The following is a 17,829-nucleotide window of genomic DNA, read 5'->3' as shown; positions in this document are numbered from 1 at the left end:
TTTGGAGTCTTGAATGGTGTCCACCTGTGAGTCTGGTGGACACCATGCTGGTCGGGCCTCCCGGCGGATTCAAGATGCGTTGGCCGGACGCTTACTCTACGGATGCTTGCTGAAGCAGCTGGCTTGCTAGCAGGGGCTACGACTGCACGACTCGTGCTATTGCCCCTCACCTCTGCGGCATATCCTTAACCGAATACCCCAAACTAACCGTCGCATCCTCCGGAATAGCCGGCATCGTCGCATTCCAAGCAGCCCAGTCCGCCCGCATAGCAGCCAACCTCTCCGGCTCCTTCTTCCCCAGATTAGCCCGCTCGCGCTCATCCGCAGGAATGTTGAACAGGTACTCGTTCCCGTCCACCTTCAAATACTTCCAGTCCCCATCGCGCATCGCTTCCTGCCCGCGATGGTTCATGCGCCAGTGCAGCGGCCGGCGGAAGCTGTGCTTCGCGTCCTTCAGCACGGGCATCAGCGACACGCCGTCCAGCGGATAGTCCGGATGCGATGAAACCCCAGCCGCGTCAAGCATGGTGGCTGACCAGTCCATGGTCATGCACAGCTGCGTGCTCTCGCCGCCTTTTCCGATCACCGCGGGCCAGTGCGCGATCCATGGCACGCGGATGCCGCCTTCGGTCAGGTCCATCTTGCCGCCCACCAGCGGCCAGTTGTCGGAGAAGCGTTCGCCGCCGTTGTCGCTGGTGAACACCACCAGCGTGTTGTCGGCCATGCCGTGCTTTTGCAGCGCGGCCATGATCCAGCCGATGCCTTCGTCCATGTGATGGATCATGCGGCGGTACACATGAATGTTGCCGCCGGCCAGGTCGAACAGGTTGTCCTTCACGGTGGGCGCCTTGGCGGCGTCGTCGCGTGTTTCCCACGGCCAGTGGGGGGCGGTGTAGTGCAGGCTCAGGAAGAAGGGTGCTTCCTGCTCTGACATGCGCTCCACATACTCGACCGCCCGCTTGGAGAGGATGTCGGTGAGGTAGCCCTCTTCCTGCTTGTCTTCTTCGCCAAACCACAGGTCGTGGCGGCCGGTGGAATCGCAGTGGGTGAAGTAGTCGACGCCGCCCGACATGGGCCCGAAGAATTCGTCGTACCCCGAGCGCAGCGGGCCGAAGCTGGGCGGGTAGCCCAGGTGCCATTTGCCGATGAGCGCGGTCTGGTAGCCGCTGGCTTTCAGCAATGAAGGCAGGGTGGGGTGGTCGGTGGGCAGGCCGAGCGTGGTGCTGCCGCGGCTCTTGCTGTTGATGGGCTCTTCGGCGGCGCCGCGCAGGCGGTACTGGTAGCGGCCGGTGATCATGCCGAAGCGGGTGGGCGAGCACACGGGCGAGTTCGCGTAGCCCTGCGTGAGCTTCAGGCCGTTGGCGGCCAGGCCGTCGAGCACGGGCGACACGGGGCCGAACACGGCATCGCGGCCGCCGTAGCAGCCGAGGTCTGCATAGCCGAGGTCGTCGGCAACGATGAAGATGATGTTGGGTCTTGTGGTCATGTCTCTTTGACGTTCTTCTTGAAGGGGTTCAGGGCTGGTAGCCCGACTTCTGCACTACGGGCGCCCATTGCGCGCGGTAGGCTTTGAGCATTGCGGCGGTCTGTGCCTGCGTGCTCACCACCGGCGTCATGCCGGAGTCCTTGAACTTGCGTTGCGTGTCCGGGTCTTGCATGACTTCGCGGATCAGGTTGGACAGGCGCTCGACCTTGTCCTTCGACATGCTGTTCGGCGCGAAGAAGGTGTTCCAGCCGGTGGCGGAGAGATCGAGGCCGGCTTCCTTGAAGGTGGGCACGTTCGGCGCAAAGGGCGAGCGCTTGGCGCCCGACAGCGCCAGGATGCGCAGCTTGCCCGCGGCATGCTGCGGCACGACCACGTCTTCGGTGTCCACCGCAATGGGCACCTGCCCGCCGATCAGGTCGTTCAGCAGCGGGGCCGAGCCGCGGTAGCCGATCACCTGGGTCTGCACGTTGGCCTTTTCGCCGACCATGAGGCCGAAGAAGTGCGGCAGGCTGCCGGTGGCCGGCACGCCCACGTTGGCTTGCGTGGGGTTGGCGCGCATCCACGCCAGCAGGTGGTTCAGCTCGCGCACGGGCAGGCTGGGCGAGACGGCAAGCGCAAAGTTGTAGTCGTTGACGTACGACACGGGCACGAAGTCGCGCTCGGGGTCGTAGTTGTTGTCCTTGAAGACCAGCGGCGCGACGATCATCACGGCGGGGTTGGCGAGCATCAGCACGTTCTGGTTGGCGGGCGTGATCTTCACCTGCTGCGCCGCAAGGCGGCCGCCCGCGCCGGGCTTGTTGTCTACCACCACCGCCACGCCCAGCTTTGCGCCGAGCTTGTCGCCCACGATGCGCGCCACGCGGTCGGTGGCGCCGCCGGGGGCGTAGCCGACCACGATGTGCAGGGGGGTGTCGAACTTGGCCTGGGCGCTTGCCTGGGTGGCGAAGGCCGCCGCAAAGCCGGCAATGGCCAGCAGGCCGGCGGCGCGGCGGGTGAAAAGGGAGGTCGGCAGCATGATGGGCAAGTCCTTGTCGTCGTCTTCGGTCGGGCGGTGACCAGTAAGTGTGACCGCGAGGCTCGCGGTTGCGGACGATTCTGAAGACGCTGCGTTCGATTGATCAAATCAACCATTGCCGGGGTTTACCCCGCGACAACACCGGCCTCATCAGTCCACCTTCATGCCGGTTGCCTTGACGATGCGGCCGTAGCGCGCCTGGCTCGCGGCCAGGTGCTCACTGGCTGCGCTGCCGGTTTCTCCTAGCGGCACCATGTCGAGCGAGGCCAGCCGGGCCTTGACCTCGGGCAGGGCCATCGCCTTCTGCAGCGACTGGCGCAGCGTCTGCATGACCGGTTCGGGCGTGGCGGCGGGCACCATCGAGATATAGAGCACCTCGAACTCCAGGCCCTTCAGGCCCAGTTCGCTCACGGTGGGCACCTGCGGCAATAGCGGCGAGCGTTGTTTGCCGGTAACGGCCAGCGCGCGCAGCTTGCCCGACTGCACCTGCGGCAGCAGGCCCGGCGTGGCGAGGATGCCGGCCTGTACTTCGTCACCCATCAGTGCCAGCACGGCGGGCGAGTTGCCCTTGTAGGGCACGTGCGTGATCTTCGCGCCCGTTTCGCTGGCGAAGATCTCGGCGGCAATGTGGCCGGGGCTGCCGTTGCCGGCCGAGCTGAAGGTGGCCGGCTCGGCCTTGGCCTGCGCGATGAACTCGGGCAGCGTCTTCGCCTTGACGCCCGGGGCCACGCCGAAGCTCAGGCCAGAAGAGCTGAAGATCATCAGCGGCTTCAGGTCTTTGGCCGCGAAGGGCATCGACGCGTACAGATGCGGATTGATGGTGAAGGTGCTGTCGATGCCCAGCAGCACGGTGTAGCCGTCTGCCGGGCTCTTGGCGACCAGGTCGGCACCGATGTTGCCGCCGGCACCGGGCCGGTTGTCGACGATGAAGGGCTGCTTCAGGTCTTTCTGCAGCGCATCGGCCAGCGCGCGGCCGAGGATGTCGATGGGGCCGCCTGCGGGGAAGTTGGTGAGGAACTTCACCGGCTTGGTGGGGTAGGGCGCGTCGGCTGCGGTGGCGTGGGGGGCGATGGTGCCAAGGGCGAGTGCCGCGCAGGTCGTGATGGCAATGGCAAGGCGGCGCGTGCCGCCGAAGGCTTTCGGTGAACCGGTGGTCATGTCTCTGTTTGTCTCCTTGTTGGAGGCAACTCTAGGAGGCTGGGAGCACCGGCACAACTGAAAGCTCTTCTGCCAGGTATTCCTGATGGTTATATTCAAACGGCCGCTCGCTCAAGGAAAGCCCCATGTCAGCCATGAACTTTGCGCGCCTGAAGCTGCGCCATCTGCAATGCCTCGTGATGGTGGCGCAGGAGCGCAACCTCGTGCGCGCGGCCGAGGCGCTCTCGCTCACGCAGCCGGCGGTGTCCAAGACCGTTGCCGAGCTGGAAGAGATCGTCGGCCGCCAGCTGCTGCTGCGCCGCCGCCGCGGCGTGGAGCTCACGCCGGCCGCCGAGGTGCTGGTGCGCCATGCCGTCTCTGCCCTGCGCGGCCTGCGCGAAGGCATGGGCCTGGCCATGGACCATCCCGATGCCGACCAGTTGCGCGTGGCTGTCGGCGCCTTGCCGAACATGGTGGCCAACCTGCTGCCCGAAGCCGTCGCCCTGCTGAACGAAGCGCACCCCGCGCTGCGCGTGCGCGTGGTGAGCGGCACCAATGCGCAGCTCATGACGCAGCTGCGCCAGGGCGAAATCGACGTCGTGCTCGGTCGCCTCGCGCAAGCCTCGGCCATGGCTGACCTGGCCTTCGAACAGCTCTTCAGCGAGCCCCTGCTGTTGGTGGTGCGCCCCGGCCATCCGCTCGCGTCACGGCGCAAGCCGACGCTCGACGCGCTGGCCGCGCACCCGCTGGTGCTGCCGGTGTCGGGCACGCTGATACGGCACACGGCCGATGCCTTCCTGATCGCGCAAGGCCTGGCGCTGCCCAACCGGCTGGTGGAGGCGACCGACACGAGCTTCGTGGTGGGGCTGCTGCAGCGCTGCGACGCAGTATGGTTCGCGCCGCAAGGAGCGGTGGAAGGCTTCATCGCGCGCGGCGAGTTGAAGCGCGTGGCCATCGACACGTCGAGCACCGAAGGCCCGGTCGGGTTCACGGTGCGCCGCAGCGGCGAGCTGGGGGAGGGCGCGCGGCTGCTGCTCGCAACGATCCGCGGGATCGTGCTCAAGCGAAAGGGTTGAGGCCCTAGGCGGGAGCCTTGAGGTCGTTTTCCCGCAGCATCACGGGCTCCATCGAGCCCTGTGCCAGCCGGCGCCGCACGGCCGCGTCGATTTCCTGGGCATGAAGGCCGTAGGTGTTCAGTGGGTCGGCGTCTTCGCCGGTGCGGTAGTGATAGCGCAGGGTTTCCCTTCCGATGCTCGCGTTCACGTCGTGGCCTTCCACCGCCACCGAAAAGCGCACCGTGCCCGAAGCGTCGTGAAAGAAGGCGGCGTCAGCCATCGCAAGGCCTGGTGTGTGTCATGGGAGTCCTTTCGGTGATGCGCAGAAAGACATCCGCGTGGGGCACTCTAGTCCTTAATGCCGGTGGCGTCTGTCCGGTCTCACGCTTATGCTCTCGCCGGCATGGACATACAGAGGAGGAGCAGCCGATGAGTTCGTTGGAAGAAGTCTGGGCCTACCGCGAGGAGACCCTTTACCCGCAGCTGTTCGGCGAAAAGCACAACGGCATCTTCGTGTTGGACCACGACGACTTCACGTCGCTGGGCGCCGAAAACATCGATCCGCGCTGGCTGCACCTCGGCGTGTTCGAGTTCGAGCCGACGCCCACGCGCAACTCGTGGCTCTACGTTACTTCGGGCGGATCGACCCCCTGGGAGACGGAGCCTGCCGACTACAACCCTGAAGAATATTCATGGCTGGGCTCCGAGCTGGTCATCGAAGTGCCCTCGCAGCCCAAGGACCAGTGGCCGATCAAGCTGCTGCGCCGGCTGCTGGCCTACAACGTGCTGCTCGCGCACGGGCAATTCGGTGAAGACAAACCGCTGCTCGACTACGGCGGCCGCATCCCCATCGGCGATGTGATCCGCGAGAAGGGCGCCATCGGCTTGCGCTGCGTCGTGCTGGCGGAGCCGAAGCACTACCCCGCCACGGCGCAGCTGGCCTCGGGCCAGTTCGACTTTCTTCATGCCGTGGGCATCACCGATTCAGAAAAGGACTGGGCCAGGGCGCACAGCTCCGAAGCGCTGCTCCGGCTGCTCGAAGTGCATGGTGGCTTCCCCGTGACGGACCCGCGACGCAAGGCCGTCGCATGAGCCGTGCAAAAGGAGCTACAGCCGCACCAACAAAGTCCGAACCGTCGCGTGAGCGTGCGCTCGAGCTGGCCGAGTCGCTGCATGCGATGGGCGTGATCGAGGTCAAGCGCTTCTTCGGCGGCTTCGGGCTGGCCATGCAGGGCGTGCAGTTCGCCTTCGTCATGAAGAGCACGCTCTACCTGCGAGTGGACGACACCACCCGCCCGGAGTTCGAACGCATCGGGGCGACGCCTTTCACGTATGCCACGCGCGCCTCGAACGTCAAGGTGGCGAGCTACTACCAGGCGCCGGTCGATGCGATGGACGACCCGCACGTGCTGCGCGAATGGGCCGTGAAGGCTTATGCGAGCGCGGTGGGCGCGCAGCGGCCTAAGCCTGCTGCGCCGCGCAAGAAGCGCCCCGCTCAGGCGCCGACGTAAGCCGCGAGATGCTCGCCCGTGAGGGTGGAGCTGGCGGCGACGAGGTCAGCAGGCGTGCCCTCGAACACGACCCGGCCGCCGTCATGCCCGGCGCCGGGGCCGAGGTCGATGATCCAGTCGGCGTGCGCCATCACCGCCTGGTGGTGCTCGACGACGATGACCGACTTGCCTGCATCCACCAGCCTGTCTAGCAGGCCGAGCAGTTGCTCGACGTCGGCAAGGTGCAGGCCGGCTGTCGGCTCGTCGAGCACGTACACGCCGCCTTTCTCCGCCATGTGAGTTGCCAGCTTGAGCCGCTGCCGCTCGCCGCCCGACAGCGTGGTGAGCGGCTGGCCCAGGCTGAGGTAGCCGAGCCCGACGTCGGCCAGCCGGTCGAGGATGGCGTGCGCAGCCGGCGTGCGTGCATCGCCAGCGCCGAAGAACTCTTTGGCTTCAGTCACCGACATGGCGAGCACTTCGCTGATGTCGCGCCCGCCGAAGTGATGCTCGAGCACCGAGGCGTGGAAGCGCTTGCCCTCGCACTCCTCGCAGGTGGTGGCAACGCCGGCCATCATCGCGAGGTCGGTGTAGATGACGCCGGCGCCGTTGCAGGCGGGGCAGGCGCCCTCGGAGTTGGCGCTGAAGAGCGCCGGCTTCACGCCGTTGGCCTTTGCGAACGCATTGCGGATCGGGTCGAGCAGTCCGGTGTAGGTGGCCGGGTTGCTGCGCCGCGAGCCGCGGATCGCGCCCTGGTCTACCGACACCACGTCCGCGCCGGCAGGAATCGATCCGTGCACGAGCGAGCTCTTGCCGGAGCCGGCCACTCCCGTCACGACGACCAGCACGCCGAGCGGCACGTCGACGCTCACGTTGCGCAGGTTGTGCGTCTTCGCGCCGCGAATCGGCAGCTTGCCCGTGGGCTTGCGCACCTTTTTCTTGAGGGCGGCCCGGTCGTCGAGGTGCCGGCCGGTGAGGGTGTTGCTGGCCCGCAGTGCTTCGACGGTGCCCTCGAAGCAGACGGTGCCGCCGGCAGTGCCCGCGCCGGGGCCGAGGTCGACGACGTGGTCGGCGATGGCGATGGCCTCCGGCTTGTGCTCCACCACGAGCACGGTGTTGCCCTTGTCCCGTAGCCGCAGCAGCAGGCTGTTCATGCGCTGGATGTCGTGGGGGTGCAGCCCGATGGTCGGCTCGTCGAAGACGTAGGTCACGTCGGTGAGCGAGGAGCCGAGGTGGCGAATCATCTTCGTGCGCTGCGCCTCGCCGCCCGAGAGCGTGCCCGAGGGCCGGTCGAGGCTCAGGTAGCCGAGCCCGATTTCCACGAACGAGTCGAGCGTGTGTGCCAGCTTGGCGAGCAGCGGCGCCACCGATGGCTCGTCGAGGCCGCGCACCCATTCGGCCAGGTCGCTGATCTGCATGGTGCAGGCATCGGCGATGCTGATCTTCTTGATCTTCGAAGACCGGGCCGCCTCGCTGAGCCGGGTGCCTTCGCACTCGGGGCAGGTGCTGAACGTTACCGCGCGCTCCACGAAGGCGCGGATGTGCGGCTGCATGGCGTCGACGTCCTTGGCCAGGAATGACTTCTGCACCTGCGGAATCAGCCCTTGGTAGGTGAGGTTGATGCCGTCGACCTTGATCTTGGTCGGCTCCTTGTGGAGCAGGGCGTCGAGCTCTTTCTTCGTGAATTTGCGGATCGGCTTGTCGGGGTCGAAGAAGCCGCAGCCGTTGAAGATGCGGCCGTACCAGCCCTCCATGCTGAAGCCGGGAATGGTGAGCGCGCCCTCGTTGAGCGACTTGCTGTCGTCGTAGAACGCCGTCAGGTCGAAGTCGGTAACGGCGCCCCGGCCTTCGCAGCGCGGGCACATGCCGCCGGTGCGGTTGAAGCTTTGCTTCACGGTCTTGCTGGCACCGCGTTCGACGGTGATGACGCCGGTCGCCTTGACCGATGGCACGTTGAAGGCAAAGGCGCTTGGCGAGCCGATGTGCGGCTTGCCGAGGTGGCTGAAGAGAATGCGCAGCATCGCGTTGGCGTCGGTCGCGGTGCCAACGGTGGAACGTGGGTCGCCGCCCATGCGCTCCTGGTCCACGATGATCGCGGTCGTCAGGCCGTCGAGCACGTCGACCTCGGGCCGCGCCAGCGTTGGCATGAAGCCCTGCACGAAGGCGCTGTAGGTTTCGTTGATGAGCCGCTGCGACTCCGCGGCGATGGTGCCGAACACCAGCGAACTCTTGCCCGAGCCGGAGACGCCGGTGAACACCGTCAGCCGCCGTTTGGGCAGCTCGACGCTGATGTCCTTGAGGTTGTTCACGCGGGCGCCCTGCACGCGGATCAGGTCGTGGTGGTCGGCGGCGTGCGGTGCGTTCTTCTGTGTGTTCTTCGAGTCCTTCTTTGGGGCCTTGCTCATCGTGTCTCCGTCTTTTGGGTGATGGGTCAGCGCAGTTGCTGGATGCGGATCATGTTGCCCGCCGGGTCGCGCACGGCGCAGTCGCGAACGCCGTAGGGCTGTTCGGTCGGCTCTTCGACGATCTCGACCTTGGCGGCCTGCAGCCGCGCGAAGGCGCCGTCGAGATCCTTGGTGGCAAACAGGATCGTGGCGTAGGTGCCCTTGGCCATCATCTCTGCGATGGTGCGGCGCTCGTCGTCGGTGAGGCCGGGCGTGGCGGCCGGCGGATACAGCACGATCGAAATGCCGGGCTGGCCTGCGGGGCCGATCGTGATCCAGCGCATGCCGCCGTATCCGACGTCGTTGCGAACCTCGAAGCCGAGGGTGTCGCGGTAGAAGGCCAGCGAGGTTTCCGGGTCGTCGTGCGGGAGGAAGGTCGAGTGGATGGTGATGTTCATGGCGATAGTGCTAGGTAGGCAGGGGTGGCGATGCTAGCTGCGGCTCGAGGGCCGGCGCTTCTCGATTCCTGATCGGTCGTGTCACCTGCTTGGCCACGCACGAAGGCATTCCCTCGGTCGCGCTCGCTTCCTGGCGCCGGTAGCTGCCGGGCGGCATGCCGACGAGTTCGGTGAAGCGGGTGGTGAAGGTGCCCAGCGATCCGCAGCCGACCGCGAAGCAGACCTCGGTCACGCTCAGGTCGCCGCGCCGCAGCAGCGCCATTGCGCGTTCGATGCGCCGCGTCATCAGGTAGGCATACGGCGGCTCGCCGTAGGCGATGCGGAATTGGCGGCTGAGGTGCCCGGCCGACATGCCCGCGTCGCGGGCAAGCGTTTCAAGGTCCAGTGGCTGCGCGTATTCGCGGTCGATCCGGTCGCGAACGCGGCGCAGCCGTGCGAGGTCGCGCAGTTGCTGCGCAGCGGTGGGTCTGCTGGTCATCCGGCGGATCGTGCCACGGTGCGCCGCAGTGCTCAAGCCGAGTGGGGCGTTCGAGATCAAGGGGCTTTTGAATCGCAGATCGGCCGCTTGGTCTAATGGTGGACTCATGAGAAAAGTCGACCCCGAACGCCAGTCGCTGGTCGACGCCCTGCGCGGCTTCGCGCTGCTGGGCATCCTGGTCGTGAACATCGCGAGCTTTTCCTCGACCTACTACGGCGTCGGCGTGCCCGATCCGATGGCGCAATCGGCACTGGAGCGCGCGGCCCTGCTCGTCAGGACGCTGGTGTTCGAGACCAAGTTCTACCTGCTGTTCTCCTTCCTCTTCGGCTACAGCTTCACCTTGCAGATGCGCGCGGCCGAACGCGACGGCAAGCCCTTCGCGCCGCGCCTGCTGCGGCGCCTGGGGGCGCTGTGGGTCATCGGCCTGTTGCATGCGGTGGTGCTGTATCACGGCGACATCCTCACCACCTATGCGGTGCTGGGCGCGGTGCTGCTGATGCTGCGGCGGCGCAGCGATGTGTTCCTCGCGCGCTGCGCGGTCGGGCTGGTGCTGGCGACGGCGCTGCTCTGGGCCGGCATCGGCTATCTGTGGGCGCTGGCCGGCATTCCGCAGGACACGATGCGCAATGCCTACGGCGAGGCGGCTGCGGCACTGGGGGCCTATCGCGGAACGCCCGCCACGGTGATCGTCCAGCACCTGCGCGAGCTGTCGCAGATCTGGTGGGTCACGGGGCTGGTGCAGGCGCCGACGGCGCTGGCGATGTTCTTCGCGGGCTTCATCGCCGGGCGGCGCGGACTCTTCGCAAATGCCGATGCGCATCGCGCGCTGTTCCGGCGACTGCTGTTCTGGGGGCTGGCCATCGGGCTGCCAGGGGCCCTGGTGTATGCCTTTCCGTCGATACGGCTGGACAACGCCGTCCGCGAGCTCTACGGCCTCGCGGCCACGCTGCTGACGGCGCCTTTTCTTGCCGCCGCCTATGCCTCAGGCCTAGTGCTGCTGATGCAGACGCCGCGCGGTCACGTGCTCGAAGGCCTGCTGGCGCCGGCGGGGCGCATGGCGCTGACCAACTACCTGATGCAGTCGCTGGTGTGCGCATGGCTCTTCCTGGCGTACGGGCTGCGCTGGATCGGCACGGTCGGCCCGCTCGCGGCCACGGCAATTGCTTTCGCGATCTTCGCGGCGCAGCTGGTGCTGAGCCGCTGGTGGATGAGCCGCTTCGTCTACGGGCCGGTGGAGTGGCTGCTGCGCGCGTTCACGAACCTCGCGCTTCCTGCGATGCGCCGCAGGCGCTGATCCCTGATCGCAGCGTTTACGGTGGCGGAAGCGGCCGCGACCACAGCCACGCCAGCACCGTCGCCATGCACGCGATGGCCAGTACGGCGAGCCAGGTGCGGTGTGCGGTGAAAGAAACGATCACCGCGCACACCGCCATCGTTGCCGTCGCGCTCCACTTGGCGCGGCGGCTCACGGTACGGCCGTTGGCCCAGTTGTGCAGCAACGGGCCGAACAGGCGGTGATTCAGCAGCCAGGCGTGCAGCCGCGGCGAGCTGCGGGCGGCGGCCCAGGCGGCCATCAGGATGAACACCGTCGTCGGCATGCCGGGCACGACGACGCCGATGAGGCCGAGCACCAGGCACAGCAGCGCAAAGCCGTACAGCAGGGCCCGCGTGAGCGGGGAGTTCCGTTCGGGGGCTGGCGGCTCTGGCTTCAAGGCTGGATCAGGCCACAGCCTGCTGGTGTTCGCGCTCCTGGTTGCCTTCGCTCGCGATGCGCGTCTTCGGCAGGAACTGCGGGTACTCGCGCTGCATGAAATCGATCAGCCCCTCGCGCACGCTGCAGCGCAGGTCGAAGGCCAGCCCCGAGGTGGCGGCGGTGCAGAGCACGCGGACCTGCATGGTGCGCTCGGTGGCGTCGGTCACGCGCAGGTTGAAGAAGCGGCCGTCCCACTCGGGCGCGGCCTTCACGATGCGCTCTGCCTCTTCGCGCAGCGGCGCGAGCGGCATGCCGTAGTCGACGTAGATGAAGACCGAGCCGAGCAGCTGGGCCGAGTGACGTGTCCAGTTCTGGAACGGCTTCTCGATGAAGTAGGTCAGCGGCAGGATCAGGCGCCGGTCGTCCCAGATGCGGATGACGACGAAGGTGCCGGTGATTTCTTCGACGCGGCCCCATTCGCCTTCGACCACCAGCACGTCGTCGATGCGGATCGGCTGCGCCAGCGCAATCTGCAGGCCGGCGATGAGGTTGCTGAACACCGGCTTGGCCGCAAGACCGGCCACGATGCCGATCACGCCGGCCGAGGCCAGCAGGCTCGCACCCACCTGGCGTGCGCCGGGAAAGGTCATGAGCATCATCGCGCCGCCGGCCACCACGACCACTGTCATGGCGGTGCGCGCGAGCACGCGGGTCTGCGTGAGCACGCGACGAGCCTGCAGGTTGTCGGCGATGTCGGAGGGGTTCTGCGCCAGCACGCCGTCGGCGAAACCGCTGATGGCCTTCACCGTGAGCCAGGTGGCGGCGGCGATGAGCAGCAGTCCGTTGAGGTGGCGAACGTTGCCGATGAAGCGAAGGTCGTCAGGCGCCGCCTGGAAGATGAGCAGCAGCGCCACCAGCGGCAGCACGAGCCGTGCCGGCGCGTTGCAGTTGATCACCATCGCGTGCACCGTGGGTACGGGGCGGGTGATGCGCTTCAGGACAAGGCCGCCGATGCGGTGAACCAGAAGAGCGAGCGGGATGGCGACGAGGATGGCAATCCATGTGCCGAACCAGGGGTGGGCAAGTATCTCTTTGGTCATCAGGCGGTGGTCGTCGTGGCTGCTGTTGTCTCGTTCAGGGGTTGAAGAATTCGCGCCGCGTCGTCGCGCAGCTGCGTGGCCAGGGCCGTGGCCAGGTCGAGCCGGCGCAGCAGCCAGGGGCTGATGTCGTTGTCGAACGGGTCGGGCAGGGGGATCGGGCCACCGACGGTGGTCGAGCCGGCGCTCTCGGGGTGAGAGGGGCCGGTGGTGGGAGTGGTTCCGATGGCCGCCTCGATGCGCTGCGCGGTGCGGCTGATGGGGCCCTCGACCTCTGCCGGCGTGAGGCGGTCGCGCCGCAGCACGAGCATCGACTTCACCGCGCTCAGTTGCGCGAGCAACTGGTAGCTGTGGGCCTGCAGGTGTTCGAGCGGCTCCAACGGCGGTTGTACTGCGCGCGGCTCTGAAAGCGAGCGCTGCGTGGCCTGCACCAGCGCCGAGAGGCTGTCGTAGGCCTCGCGGCGCGCGAGACGCCATTCGAGCTCGGGGCTGCTGTCGATGGCCTGCAGCTGGCCCAGGCCGAGCGCCAGGCGCGCATGCCGGGCCTGCGCGGTGAGCACGCGCGACACCAGCGCCGGAATCTGCGTGCGCTCCCACGAGGGCAGCACGTAGCAGAAGCCCCAGGCCAGCGCTGCGCCGATGAGCGTGTCGGCGATGCGCTCGAACAGCGCGAAGATGGGCGCCACGCCCACGTTCAGCATGTGGGCCTGCACCAGGCCGAGCACGGTGGCCGCCACGGCGGTGATGAGGTAGCGCCGCACCGCGAAGCTGTGCGCAATGGCCTGCGCCACGGTCACGATCACGAGCAGCATCAGCGCCGACGGGTGCGCCGACAGCAACCCCACCGCGAGCACGCAGCCCAGCAGCGTGCCGGCCACGCGCGCGTTGCGGCGCTCCAGCGTCTGCGAGAGGCTGCCGCGCAGCACGACCACGATGGTCAGCAGGATCCAGTAGTCGTGAGAGCCCCAGGGCATCGACACGGCGATGGCGTAGCCCGCGGCAATGGCCAGCGCGGCGCGGATGGCGTGGCGCAGCGGCGGCTGGTCCCAGCGCCACAGCGTGAGGAAGGGGCGCAGCGACCAGTCGGTCGGGCTCACGAACAGCTGCCAGTTGGCGCGCACCACGGCAAGGTTGGGCTCGGCATCGCCGCGCGCCATGGCCGACAGGCGCAGCACCTCGTCGTTGATGTGGCCGATGCGGCTGGCCAGCCCGCGCGCGAGCATGGCAGCCGTGGGGCCGATGTGGCCGCCGCCTCCACCGTGCATGTTTGCGCTGTCGTCGGCCGAAACGTGGATGGCCGCGAGGCGCGGGCGCCGGTCGGCCACGGCTTCGGGGTGGCGGCCCATCATGAGGGCGTCGGCCAGCGCGATGGTTTCGTCGGCGAGTTCTTCGAGCACGCAGCGCATTTCGATCAGCGCCTCGGCGTGTGCGGGGTGGGCACGCAGGGTGTCCAGGTCGAGCTCGCTGGCCAGCAGCTGGTCGCGCATTTCGAGCACGATCACCAGCATGGCGGCCAGGCGCTGGCGGCGCGGGGTGCGCGGCGATTCGAGCACGATGTCGCGCGTGGCCTGCAGCTGGTCGGCCAGCGCGGCCTGTTCACGCAGCAGCTGGCCCAGCACCGGCGCGGGGGTGTCGCGCACGTCGCGGGTTTCGTCCTGCGGCAGGAACTGGCTGGCCTCGGTGCGCATGAGCGCGGCCAGCGAATACAGCACGTCGGCCACCGACTGGGTGCGAAAGCGCCCGTTGAGCGCCAGGTTGGCGAGCGTGGCCCAGATCACGTACAGGCCTGCGCCCAGGCCGAAGTGCCAGGTGCGCTCCAGCGCGTCGGCCATGCCGGTGGGCGCCGGCGTGGCCATGGAGAACACCATCGAGAACATCACCGCGATCGCGATCGGGATGCCCCGCTTGCCCCAGGCCATGGCCAGGAAGGCCATGAAGGTGGCGGGCACCAGCAGCAGCCCGAGGCGGATTGGCGCGGTGTGCAGCATCTGCACGGCAAAGAACAGCGGCAGGCCGATGAGCGGCGCCGGCAGCATCTGGAAGAACTTGCCGCGGCGCGGGCCGGGCAGGTCGGGCGGCGCGGTGACGATCACGCCGGTGGCGGCGGCCGAGGCCGCGATGGTGCCGAGCCAGAAGTGGATGCCGCCCGAGATGAACAGCAGGCCCAGCGCAACGGTGAGCCCGCTCGCGACGTAGTGGCTCAGCGCAATGCGCAGAGCGGCACGAACGCGGGGCGCGGCGTTGGGCCCCAGCATCGTCACTTGGCGGAAGCGTCGCCCTCGCGGGGCTGGGAAGGCTGGGAAGACTGGGGAGAGGCACCGTTGGCGGGCGCGTCACGGCGCACGCGCGTGAGCTTGCGGGGAGCGGGCTTCGCTTCGGCAGCGGCCGGGGTGGCGCCTTCGGCAGCTTCGTCGGCAAAGTCGACCACGGTGCTGCGGGCGTAGAGGTCAGCCGAGGCATCGTCCGCGTTCGACTTGGTCGAGGCGGACACGGCGCGCACGCGGTCGCTGGCGCGCAGCTTGTCGTCGACGTTGGCGAACTTGGAGTACTTGGCGAGCAGCGGCACCAGCTGGCCATAGATGCGCGGGGCGCCGGCCAGGCATTCGCGCTGTTCGAGGAATTCGGGCTCGCCCGTGAAGTTGCCGATGAGGCCGCCGGCCTCGGTGACCAGCAGCGAGCCCGCGGCCACGTCCCAGGGGTTCAGGCCGGTTTCGAAGAACGCGTCGGTGAAGCCGGCGGCCACGTAGGCCAGGTCGAGCGCAGCGGCGCCGGGGCGGCGCAGGCCGGCCGCGCGGGGCATCATGTCCGCCATGATGGCCAGGTACTGCTTGAAGTTGTCGCCGGTGCGGAACGGGAAGCCGGTGGAAATCAGGCACTCGTTGAGGCGGGTGCGCTTCGAGACGCGGATGCGGCGCTCGTTCATGTAGGCGCCGCGGCCCTTGGTGGCGGTGAACAGGTCGTTGCGGGTGGGGTCGTAGACCACGGCCTGCTCGATCTTGCCGCGCACCGACAGTGCGATGGACACGCAGTACACAGGGAAGCCGTGGATGAAATTGGTGGTGCCGTCGAGCGGATCGATGATCCAGACGTAGTCGGAGTCTTTGGCGCCGTATTCGGTGCCCGATTCTTCGGCCAGGATGCCGTGCCCCGGGTATGCGCCAAGCAGCGTCTCGATGATCGCTTTTTCGCTGGCGTGATCGACTTCGGTGACGAAGTCGTTGACCTGCTTCTGGGAGATGCGCACGGCCTCGACGTCGAGGGCGGCGCGGTTGATGATCGCGCCGGCGGCGCGTGCGGCCTTGACGGCCACGTTGAGCATGGGATGCAGGTTGGGGGACGACATTCTGGATTGTGAGAAGAACGGTGGGGTTGGTCCCCCGGAGGCGACCCGGCGATGCGGGCGGCGAGAATCGGGCATTTTACCGGCTCCGCCCGTTAGTGTCTCCAAACCCGCCATGCGCACCCGTTTCATCCTGATCCAGACCAGCCACGCCGGCAATGTGGGCGCCGCCGCCCGCGCCATGAAAACCATGGGTTTCGACGACCTCGTGCTGGTGGCGCCCCGCTGGGCCAACGTGCTGCGGCGCGAGGAAACCATCCAGCGCGCGAGCGGCGCGCTCGACGTGCTGACCAACGCCCGCATCGTCGAAACGCTGGACGAAGCCCTGGACGGCGTGACCCACCTGTGCGCCACGGCCATGATCCCGCGCGACTTCGGCCCGCCCACCCGCACGCCCCGGGAGCACCTGGAGCCGCTGGCGAAGCAGGGCGACCAGCACGTGGCTTTCCTGTTCGGCTCCGAGCGTTTCGGCATGCGGAACGAAGACGTCTACCGCTGCAACGTGGCGCTGAGCATCCCGACCGACCCGAAGTTCGGCTCGCTGAACCTGGGCGCGGCAATCCAGGTGGTTGCTTATGAATGGCGGCTGGCGCTCGGCGGCTACGAGGTGCGCGAGGCCATCAACCCGGTGCAGGCGGCCGATGCGCAGGCGGTGGCCGGCATGCTCGACCATTGGGAGCGCTCCCTCGTGGAGATCGGCTTTCTCGACCCCGAGGCGCCCAAGAAGCTCATGCCGAGGCTGCAGCAGCTCTTCAACCGCGCCCAGCCCACGCCGGAAGAGATCCACATCCTGCGCGGCATCGCCAAGGCCATGAGCGACGCAACTCGCCCGCCGCGAGGCTCGTAGCCTTTTAAAACCTTATCGCCTGTAAGCGATGACGGCGGGTTATAGACTGCCCGCCCCATATCGATATAACGACAAAAGGCAGCGATGTTCTCTCGACTGCGCGCCGACATCCGGTGCATCCTCGAACGCGACCCGGCCGCCCGCAGCGCCTGGGAAGTGATCACGGTCTACCCCGGCTTCCATGCCGTGGTGCTGCATCGCTGGGCGCATGCCTGTTGGACGCATGGCTTCAAGTGGCCCGCCCGCTTCATCGCGCACTGGGCGCGCTGGATGACCGGCATCGAGATTCACCCGGCGGCCAAGATCGGCGAGCGGGTGTTCTTCGACCATGCCATGGGCGTGGTGGTCGGCGAAACGGCCGAGATTGGCGACGGCTGCACCATCTATCAGGGCGTGACGCTGGGCGGCACCTCGCTCTACAAGGGCACCAAGCGGCATCCGACGCTGGGACGCAATGTGGTGGTGAGCGCGGGGGCCAAGGTGCTTGGCGGGTTCGTCGTTGGCGACGGCGCGAAGATCGGCAGCAATGCGGTGGTCATCAAGCCGGTGCCGGCAGGGGCGACGGCGGTGGGCATTCCCGCACGCATCATCCCGTCGAAGACCGACGAGAGCGCCGATGTGGCCGAGCCGCAGAAGTTCTCCGCCTACGGCATCACGCTGGACGATGACCCGCTGAGCCAGGCGCTGCGCGGGCTGGTCGACAGCGCGTCGGGGCAGGAGCACCAGATCGCGCTGTTGTGGCAGGCCATCGAGAAGCTGTCGGCGCAGCCCGGCACCAAGGACTGCGTGCCCGGCGACGCGGCGCGCGACGAGAGCTTCGAGGCGGACAAGCTCACGCAGCTCATCGGCAAATAGCGAGCCCGGCCGGCCGGCCTGACTAGCCGGCGCGCTTGGCGGGCGCGTGCAGCGCCCCATGCACGTGGCCTGCGTGCTGGCTGAAGGCCTCGGGTGCGAGCGCGGCGGTGTCCAGTTCCTGCAGGATGCCGCAGGCGCTTGCCGATTCGGGGCCACAGCACTGTTGGCGCAGCGCCTTCAACTGCTTTTCCAATGTCTTGAGCTCGGTGATGCGCGCGGCCACGTGGCCGATGTGGTCGTCCAGCAGCTGGTTGACCTCGCCGCAGTCTTCCTGTGGTGCATCGCGAAATTTCAGCAGGCTGCGGATCTCGTCGAGGGTCATGTCCAGCGAGCGGCAACGGCGGATGAAACCCAGGCGCTGGGCGTGGTCTTCGTCGTAGATGCGGTAATTGCCGTCGGTGCGCGCGGGCTCGGGCAGCAGTCGCTCGCGCTCGTAGTACCGGATGGTTTCGACCGGCGTGTTCGCGACCTTGGCCAGTTCACCGATTTTCATGATG

18 protein-coding genes are annotated in these 17,829 nt (G+C 67.6%); 6 read left to right on the top strand and 12 right to left on the bottom strand.

The features are described from left to right. Window positions 1-166: 166 nt before the first annotated feature. From BLV60_RS24705 to BLV60_RS24695, 3 genes are all read right to left on the bottom strand, one after another. Complete coding sequence (locus tag BLV60_RS24705) at window positions 167-1,486, bottom strand: sulfatase family protein (RefSeq protein WP_093057917.1); 1,320 nt, start codon at window positions 1,484-1,486, stop codon at window positions 167-169. Between the two features lie 28 nt (window positions 1,487-1,514). Beyond that, entirely contained in the window at window positions 1,515-2,501 is a 987-nt protein-coding gene (locus tag BLV60_RS24700; protein ID WP_093057916.1) for a Bug family tripartite tricarboxylate transporter substrate binding protein, read from the bottom strand. Between the two features lie 150 nt (window positions 2,502-2,651). Beyond that, the gene (locus tag BLV60_RS24695) at window positions 2,652-3,659 is read right to left on the bottom strand and encodes a Bug family tripartite tricarboxylate transporter substrate binding protein (protein ID WP_093057915.1); all 1,008 of its coding nucleotides are present in this window, start codon (window positions 3,657-3,659) and stop codon (window positions 2,652-2,654) included. A 125-nt stretch (window positions 3,660-3,784) separates the two neighbouring features. Between BLV60_RS24695 and BLV60_RS24690 the strand changes: the two genes are divergently transcribed. Further along, a complete protein-coding gene (locus BLV60_RS24690; protein ID WP_093057914.1) occupies window positions 3,785-4,714 on the top strand; it encodes a LysR substrate-binding domain-containing protein in 930 nt (309 codons plus the stop codon). Between the two features lie 4 nt (window positions 4,715-4,718). On the opposite strand, the gene BLV60_RS24685 is transcribed toward BLV60_RS24690, so the two are convergent. Beyond that, window positions 4,719-4,973, bottom strand: a complete 255-nt coding sequence (locus tag BLV60_RS24685) for a DUF1488 family protein (RefSeq protein WP_093057913.1) — start codon at window positions 4,971-4,973, stop codon at window positions 4,719-4,721. A 149-nt stretch (window positions 4,974-5,122) separates the two neighbouring features. On the opposite strand from BLV60_RS24685, the gene BLV60_RS24680 reads away from it, so the two are divergent. Then, window positions 5,123-5,785 carry a suppressor of fused domain protein gene (locus BLV60_RS24680; protein ID WP_176928914.1) on the top strand — a complete coding sequence of 221 codons (663 nt, stop codon included), beginning with the start codon at window positions 5,123-5,125 and terminating at the stop codon, window positions 5,783-5,785. Further along, window positions 5,782-6,204 (top strand): TfoX/Sxy family protein, encoded by a 423-nt coding sequence (locus tag BLV60_RS24675; protein WP_218132246.1) that lies wholly within the window; start codon window positions 5,782-5,784, stop codon window positions 6,202-6,204. The genes BLV60_RS24680 and BLV60_RS24675 overlap by 4 nt, the downstream gene beginning before the upstream one ends. Here the strand turns inward: BLV60_RS24675 and BLV60_RS24670 are convergent. Genes BLV60_RS24670 through BLV60_RS24660 form a run of 3 tightly spaced genes read right to left on the bottom strand, consistent with a single transcriptional unit; the run spans window position 6,189 to window position 9,500 of the window. Further along, the gene (locus BLV60_RS24670) at window positions 6,189-8,585 is read right to left on the bottom strand and encodes an ATP-binding cassette domain-containing protein (protein WP_093057911.1); all 2,397 of its coding nucleotides are present in this window, start codon (window positions 8,583-8,585) and stop codon (window positions 6,189-6,191) included. The genes BLV60_RS24675 and BLV60_RS24670 overlap by 16 nt on opposite strands. A gap of 26 nt (window positions 8,586-8,611) precedes the next feature. Beyond that, on the bottom strand, window positions 8,612-9,022 hold the full coding sequence (locus tag BLV60_RS24665) for a VOC family protein (protein WP_093057910.1): 411 nt from the start codon (window positions 9,020-9,022) through the stop codon (window positions 8,612-8,614). 10 nt (window positions 9,023-9,032) lie between these two features. Continuing rightward, the gene (locus BLV60_RS24660; protein WP_093057909.1) at window positions 9,033-9,500 is read right to left on the bottom strand and encodes a helix-turn-helix transcriptional regulator; all 468 of its coding nucleotides are present in this window, start codon (window positions 9,498-9,500) and stop codon (window positions 9,033-9,035) included. A gap of 106 nt (window positions 9,501-9,606) precedes the next feature. Here BLV60_RS24660 and BLV60_RS24655 point away from each other — a divergent pair, with 106 nt between their 5' ends. Then, entirely contained in the window at window positions 9,607-10,794 is a 1,188-nt protein-coding gene (locus BLV60_RS24655) for a DUF418 domain-containing protein (protein ID WP_093057908.1), read from the top strand. A gap of 16 nt (window positions 10,795-10,810) precedes the next feature. Here the strand turns inward: BLV60_RS24655 and BLV60_RS24650 are convergent, their stop codons facing one another. Genes BLV60_RS24650 through BLV60_RS24635 form a run of 4 tightly spaced genes read right to left on the bottom strand, consistent with a single transcriptional unit; the run spans window position 10,811 to window position 15,633 of the window. Beyond that, on the bottom strand, window positions 10,811-11,212 hold the full coding sequence (locus BLV60_RS24650) for a YbaN family protein (protein WP_256329565.1): 402 nt from the start codon (window positions 11,210-11,212) through the stop codon (window positions 10,811-10,813). A 7-nt stretch (window positions 11,213-11,219) separates the two neighbouring features. Then, window positions 11,220-12,293 (bottom strand): mechanosensitive ion channel family protein, encoded by a 1,074-nt coding sequence (locus BLV60_RS24645; RefSeq protein WP_093057906.1) that lies wholly within the window; start codon window positions 12,291-12,293, stop codon window positions 11,220-11,222. After that, window positions 12,293-14,545: an FUSC family protein gene (locus BLV60_RS24640; protein ID WP_093057905.1), complete on the bottom strand. Its 2,253-nt coding sequence runs from the start codon at window positions 14,543-14,545 to the stop codon at window positions 12,293-12,295. Before BLV60_RS24640 ends, BLV60_RS24645 begins: the two co-directional genes overlap by 1 nt. Window positions 14,546-14,547: 2 nt before the next feature. Continuing rightward, window positions 14,548-15,633, bottom strand: coding sequence for an inositol monophosphatase family protein (locus BLV60_RS24635; protein ID WP_093057904.1), 1,086 nt, complete (start codon window positions 15,631-15,633; stop codon window positions 14,548-14,550). A 112-nt stretch (window positions 15,634-15,745) separates the two neighbouring features. Here BLV60_RS24635 and BLV60_RS24630 point away from each other — a divergent pair, with 112 nt between their 5' ends. Continuing rightward, a complete protein-coding gene (locus BLV60_RS24630) occupies window positions 15,746-16,477 on the top strand; it encodes an RNA methyltransferase (RefSeq protein ID WP_093057903.1) in 732 nt (243 codons plus the stop codon). An 84-nt stretch (window positions 16,478-16,561) separates the two neighbouring features. After that, window positions 16,562-17,332, top strand: coding sequence for a serine O-acetyltransferase (cysE, locus tag BLV60_RS24625; protein WP_093057902.1), 771 nt, complete (start codon window positions 16,562-16,564; stop codon window positions 17,330-17,332). A gap of 22 nt (window positions 17,333-17,354) precedes the next feature. Here cysE and cadR read toward each other — a convergent pair whose 3' ends face one another. After that, the gene (gene cadR / locus BLV60_RS24620) at window positions 17,355-17,825 is read right to left on the bottom strand and encodes a Cd(II)/Pb(II)-responsive transcriptional regulator (RefSeq protein ID WP_093057901.1); all 471 of its coding nucleotides are present in this window, start codon (window positions 17,823-17,825) and stop codon (window positions 17,355-17,357) included. Window positions 17,826-17,829: the final 4 nt, after the last annotated feature.

This window comes from Variovorax sp. YR634 (assembly GCF_900106655.1).
GTDB lineage: Bacteria > Pseudomonadota > Gammaproteobacteria > Burkholderiales > Burkholderiaceae_C > Variovorax.
The sequence above is the reverse complement of the archived record's forward strand: the minus strand, read 5'-3'. Positions and strand labels throughout refer to the sequence as shown.

Bases quoted from the DNA above. Each gene is read 5' to 3' on its own strand.
- cadR (WP_093057901.1), bottom strand. From the start codon at position 17,825: ATGAAAATCGGTGAACTGGCCAAGGTCGCGAACACGCCGGTCGAAACC.
- BLV60_RS24640 (WP_093057905.1), bottom strand. From the start codon at position 14,545: ATGCTGGGGCCCAACGCCGCGCCCCGCGTTCGTGCCGCTCTGCGCATT.
- BLV60_RS24660 (WP_093057909.1), bottom strand. From the start codon at position 9,500: ATGACCAGCAGACCCACCGCTGCGCAGCAACTGCGCGACCTCGCACGG.
- BLV60_RS24665 (WP_093057910.1), bottom strand. From the start codon at position 9,022: ATGAACATCACCATCCACTCGACCTTCCTCCCGCACGACGACCCGGAA.
- BLV60_RS24655 (WP_093057908.1), top strand. From the start codon at position 9,607: ATGAGAAAAGTCGACCCCGAACGCCAGTCGCTGGTCGACGCCCTGCGC.
- BLV60_RS24695 (WP_093057915.1), bottom strand. From the start codon at position 3,659: ATGACCACCGGTTCACCGAAAGCCTTCGGCGGCACGCGCCGCCTTGCC.
- BLV60_RS24705 (WP_093057917.1), bottom strand. From the start codon at position 1,486: ATGACCACAAGACCCAACATCATCTTCATCGTTGCCGACGACCTCGGC.
- BLV60_RS24645 (WP_093057906.1), bottom strand. From the start codon at position 12,293: ATGACCAAAGAGATACTTGCCCACCCCTGGTTCGGCACATGGATTGCC.
- BLV60_RS24690 (WP_093057914.1), top strand. From the start codon at position 3,785: ATGTCAGCCATGAACTTTGCGCGCCTGAAGCTGCGCCATCTGCAATGC.
- cysE (WP_093057902.1), top strand. From the start codon at position 16,562: ATGTTCTCTCGACTGCGCGCCGACATCCGGTGCATCCTCGAACGCGAC.
- BLV60_RS24680 (WP_176928914.1), top strand. From the start codon at position 5,123: ATGAGTTCGTTGGAAGAAGTCTGGGCCTACCGCGAGGAGACCCTTTAC.
- BLV60_RS24670 (WP_093057911.1), bottom strand. From the start codon at position 8,585: ATGAGCAAGGCCCCAAAGAAGGACTCGAAGAACACACAGAAGAACGCA.
- BLV60_RS24675 (WP_218132246.1), top strand. From the start codon at position 5,782: ATGAGCCGTGCAAAAGGAGCTACAGCCGCACCAACAAAGTCCGAACCG.
- BLV60_RS24700 (WP_093057916.1), bottom strand. From the start codon at position 2,501: ATGCTGCCGACCTCCCTTTTCACCCGCCGCGCCGCCGGCCTGCTGGCC.
- BLV60_RS24630 (WP_093057903.1), top strand. From the start codon at position 15,746: ATGCGCACCCGTTTCATCCTGATCCAGACCAGCCACGCCGGCAATGTG.
- BLV60_RS24685 (WP_093057913.1), bottom strand. From the start codon at position 4,973: ATGGCTGACGCCGCCTTCTTTCACGACGCTTCGGGCACGGTGCGCTTT.
- BLV60_RS24635 (WP_093057904.1), bottom strand. From the start codon at position 15,633: ATGTCGTCCCCCAACCTGCATCCCATGCTCAACGTGGCCGTCAAGGCC.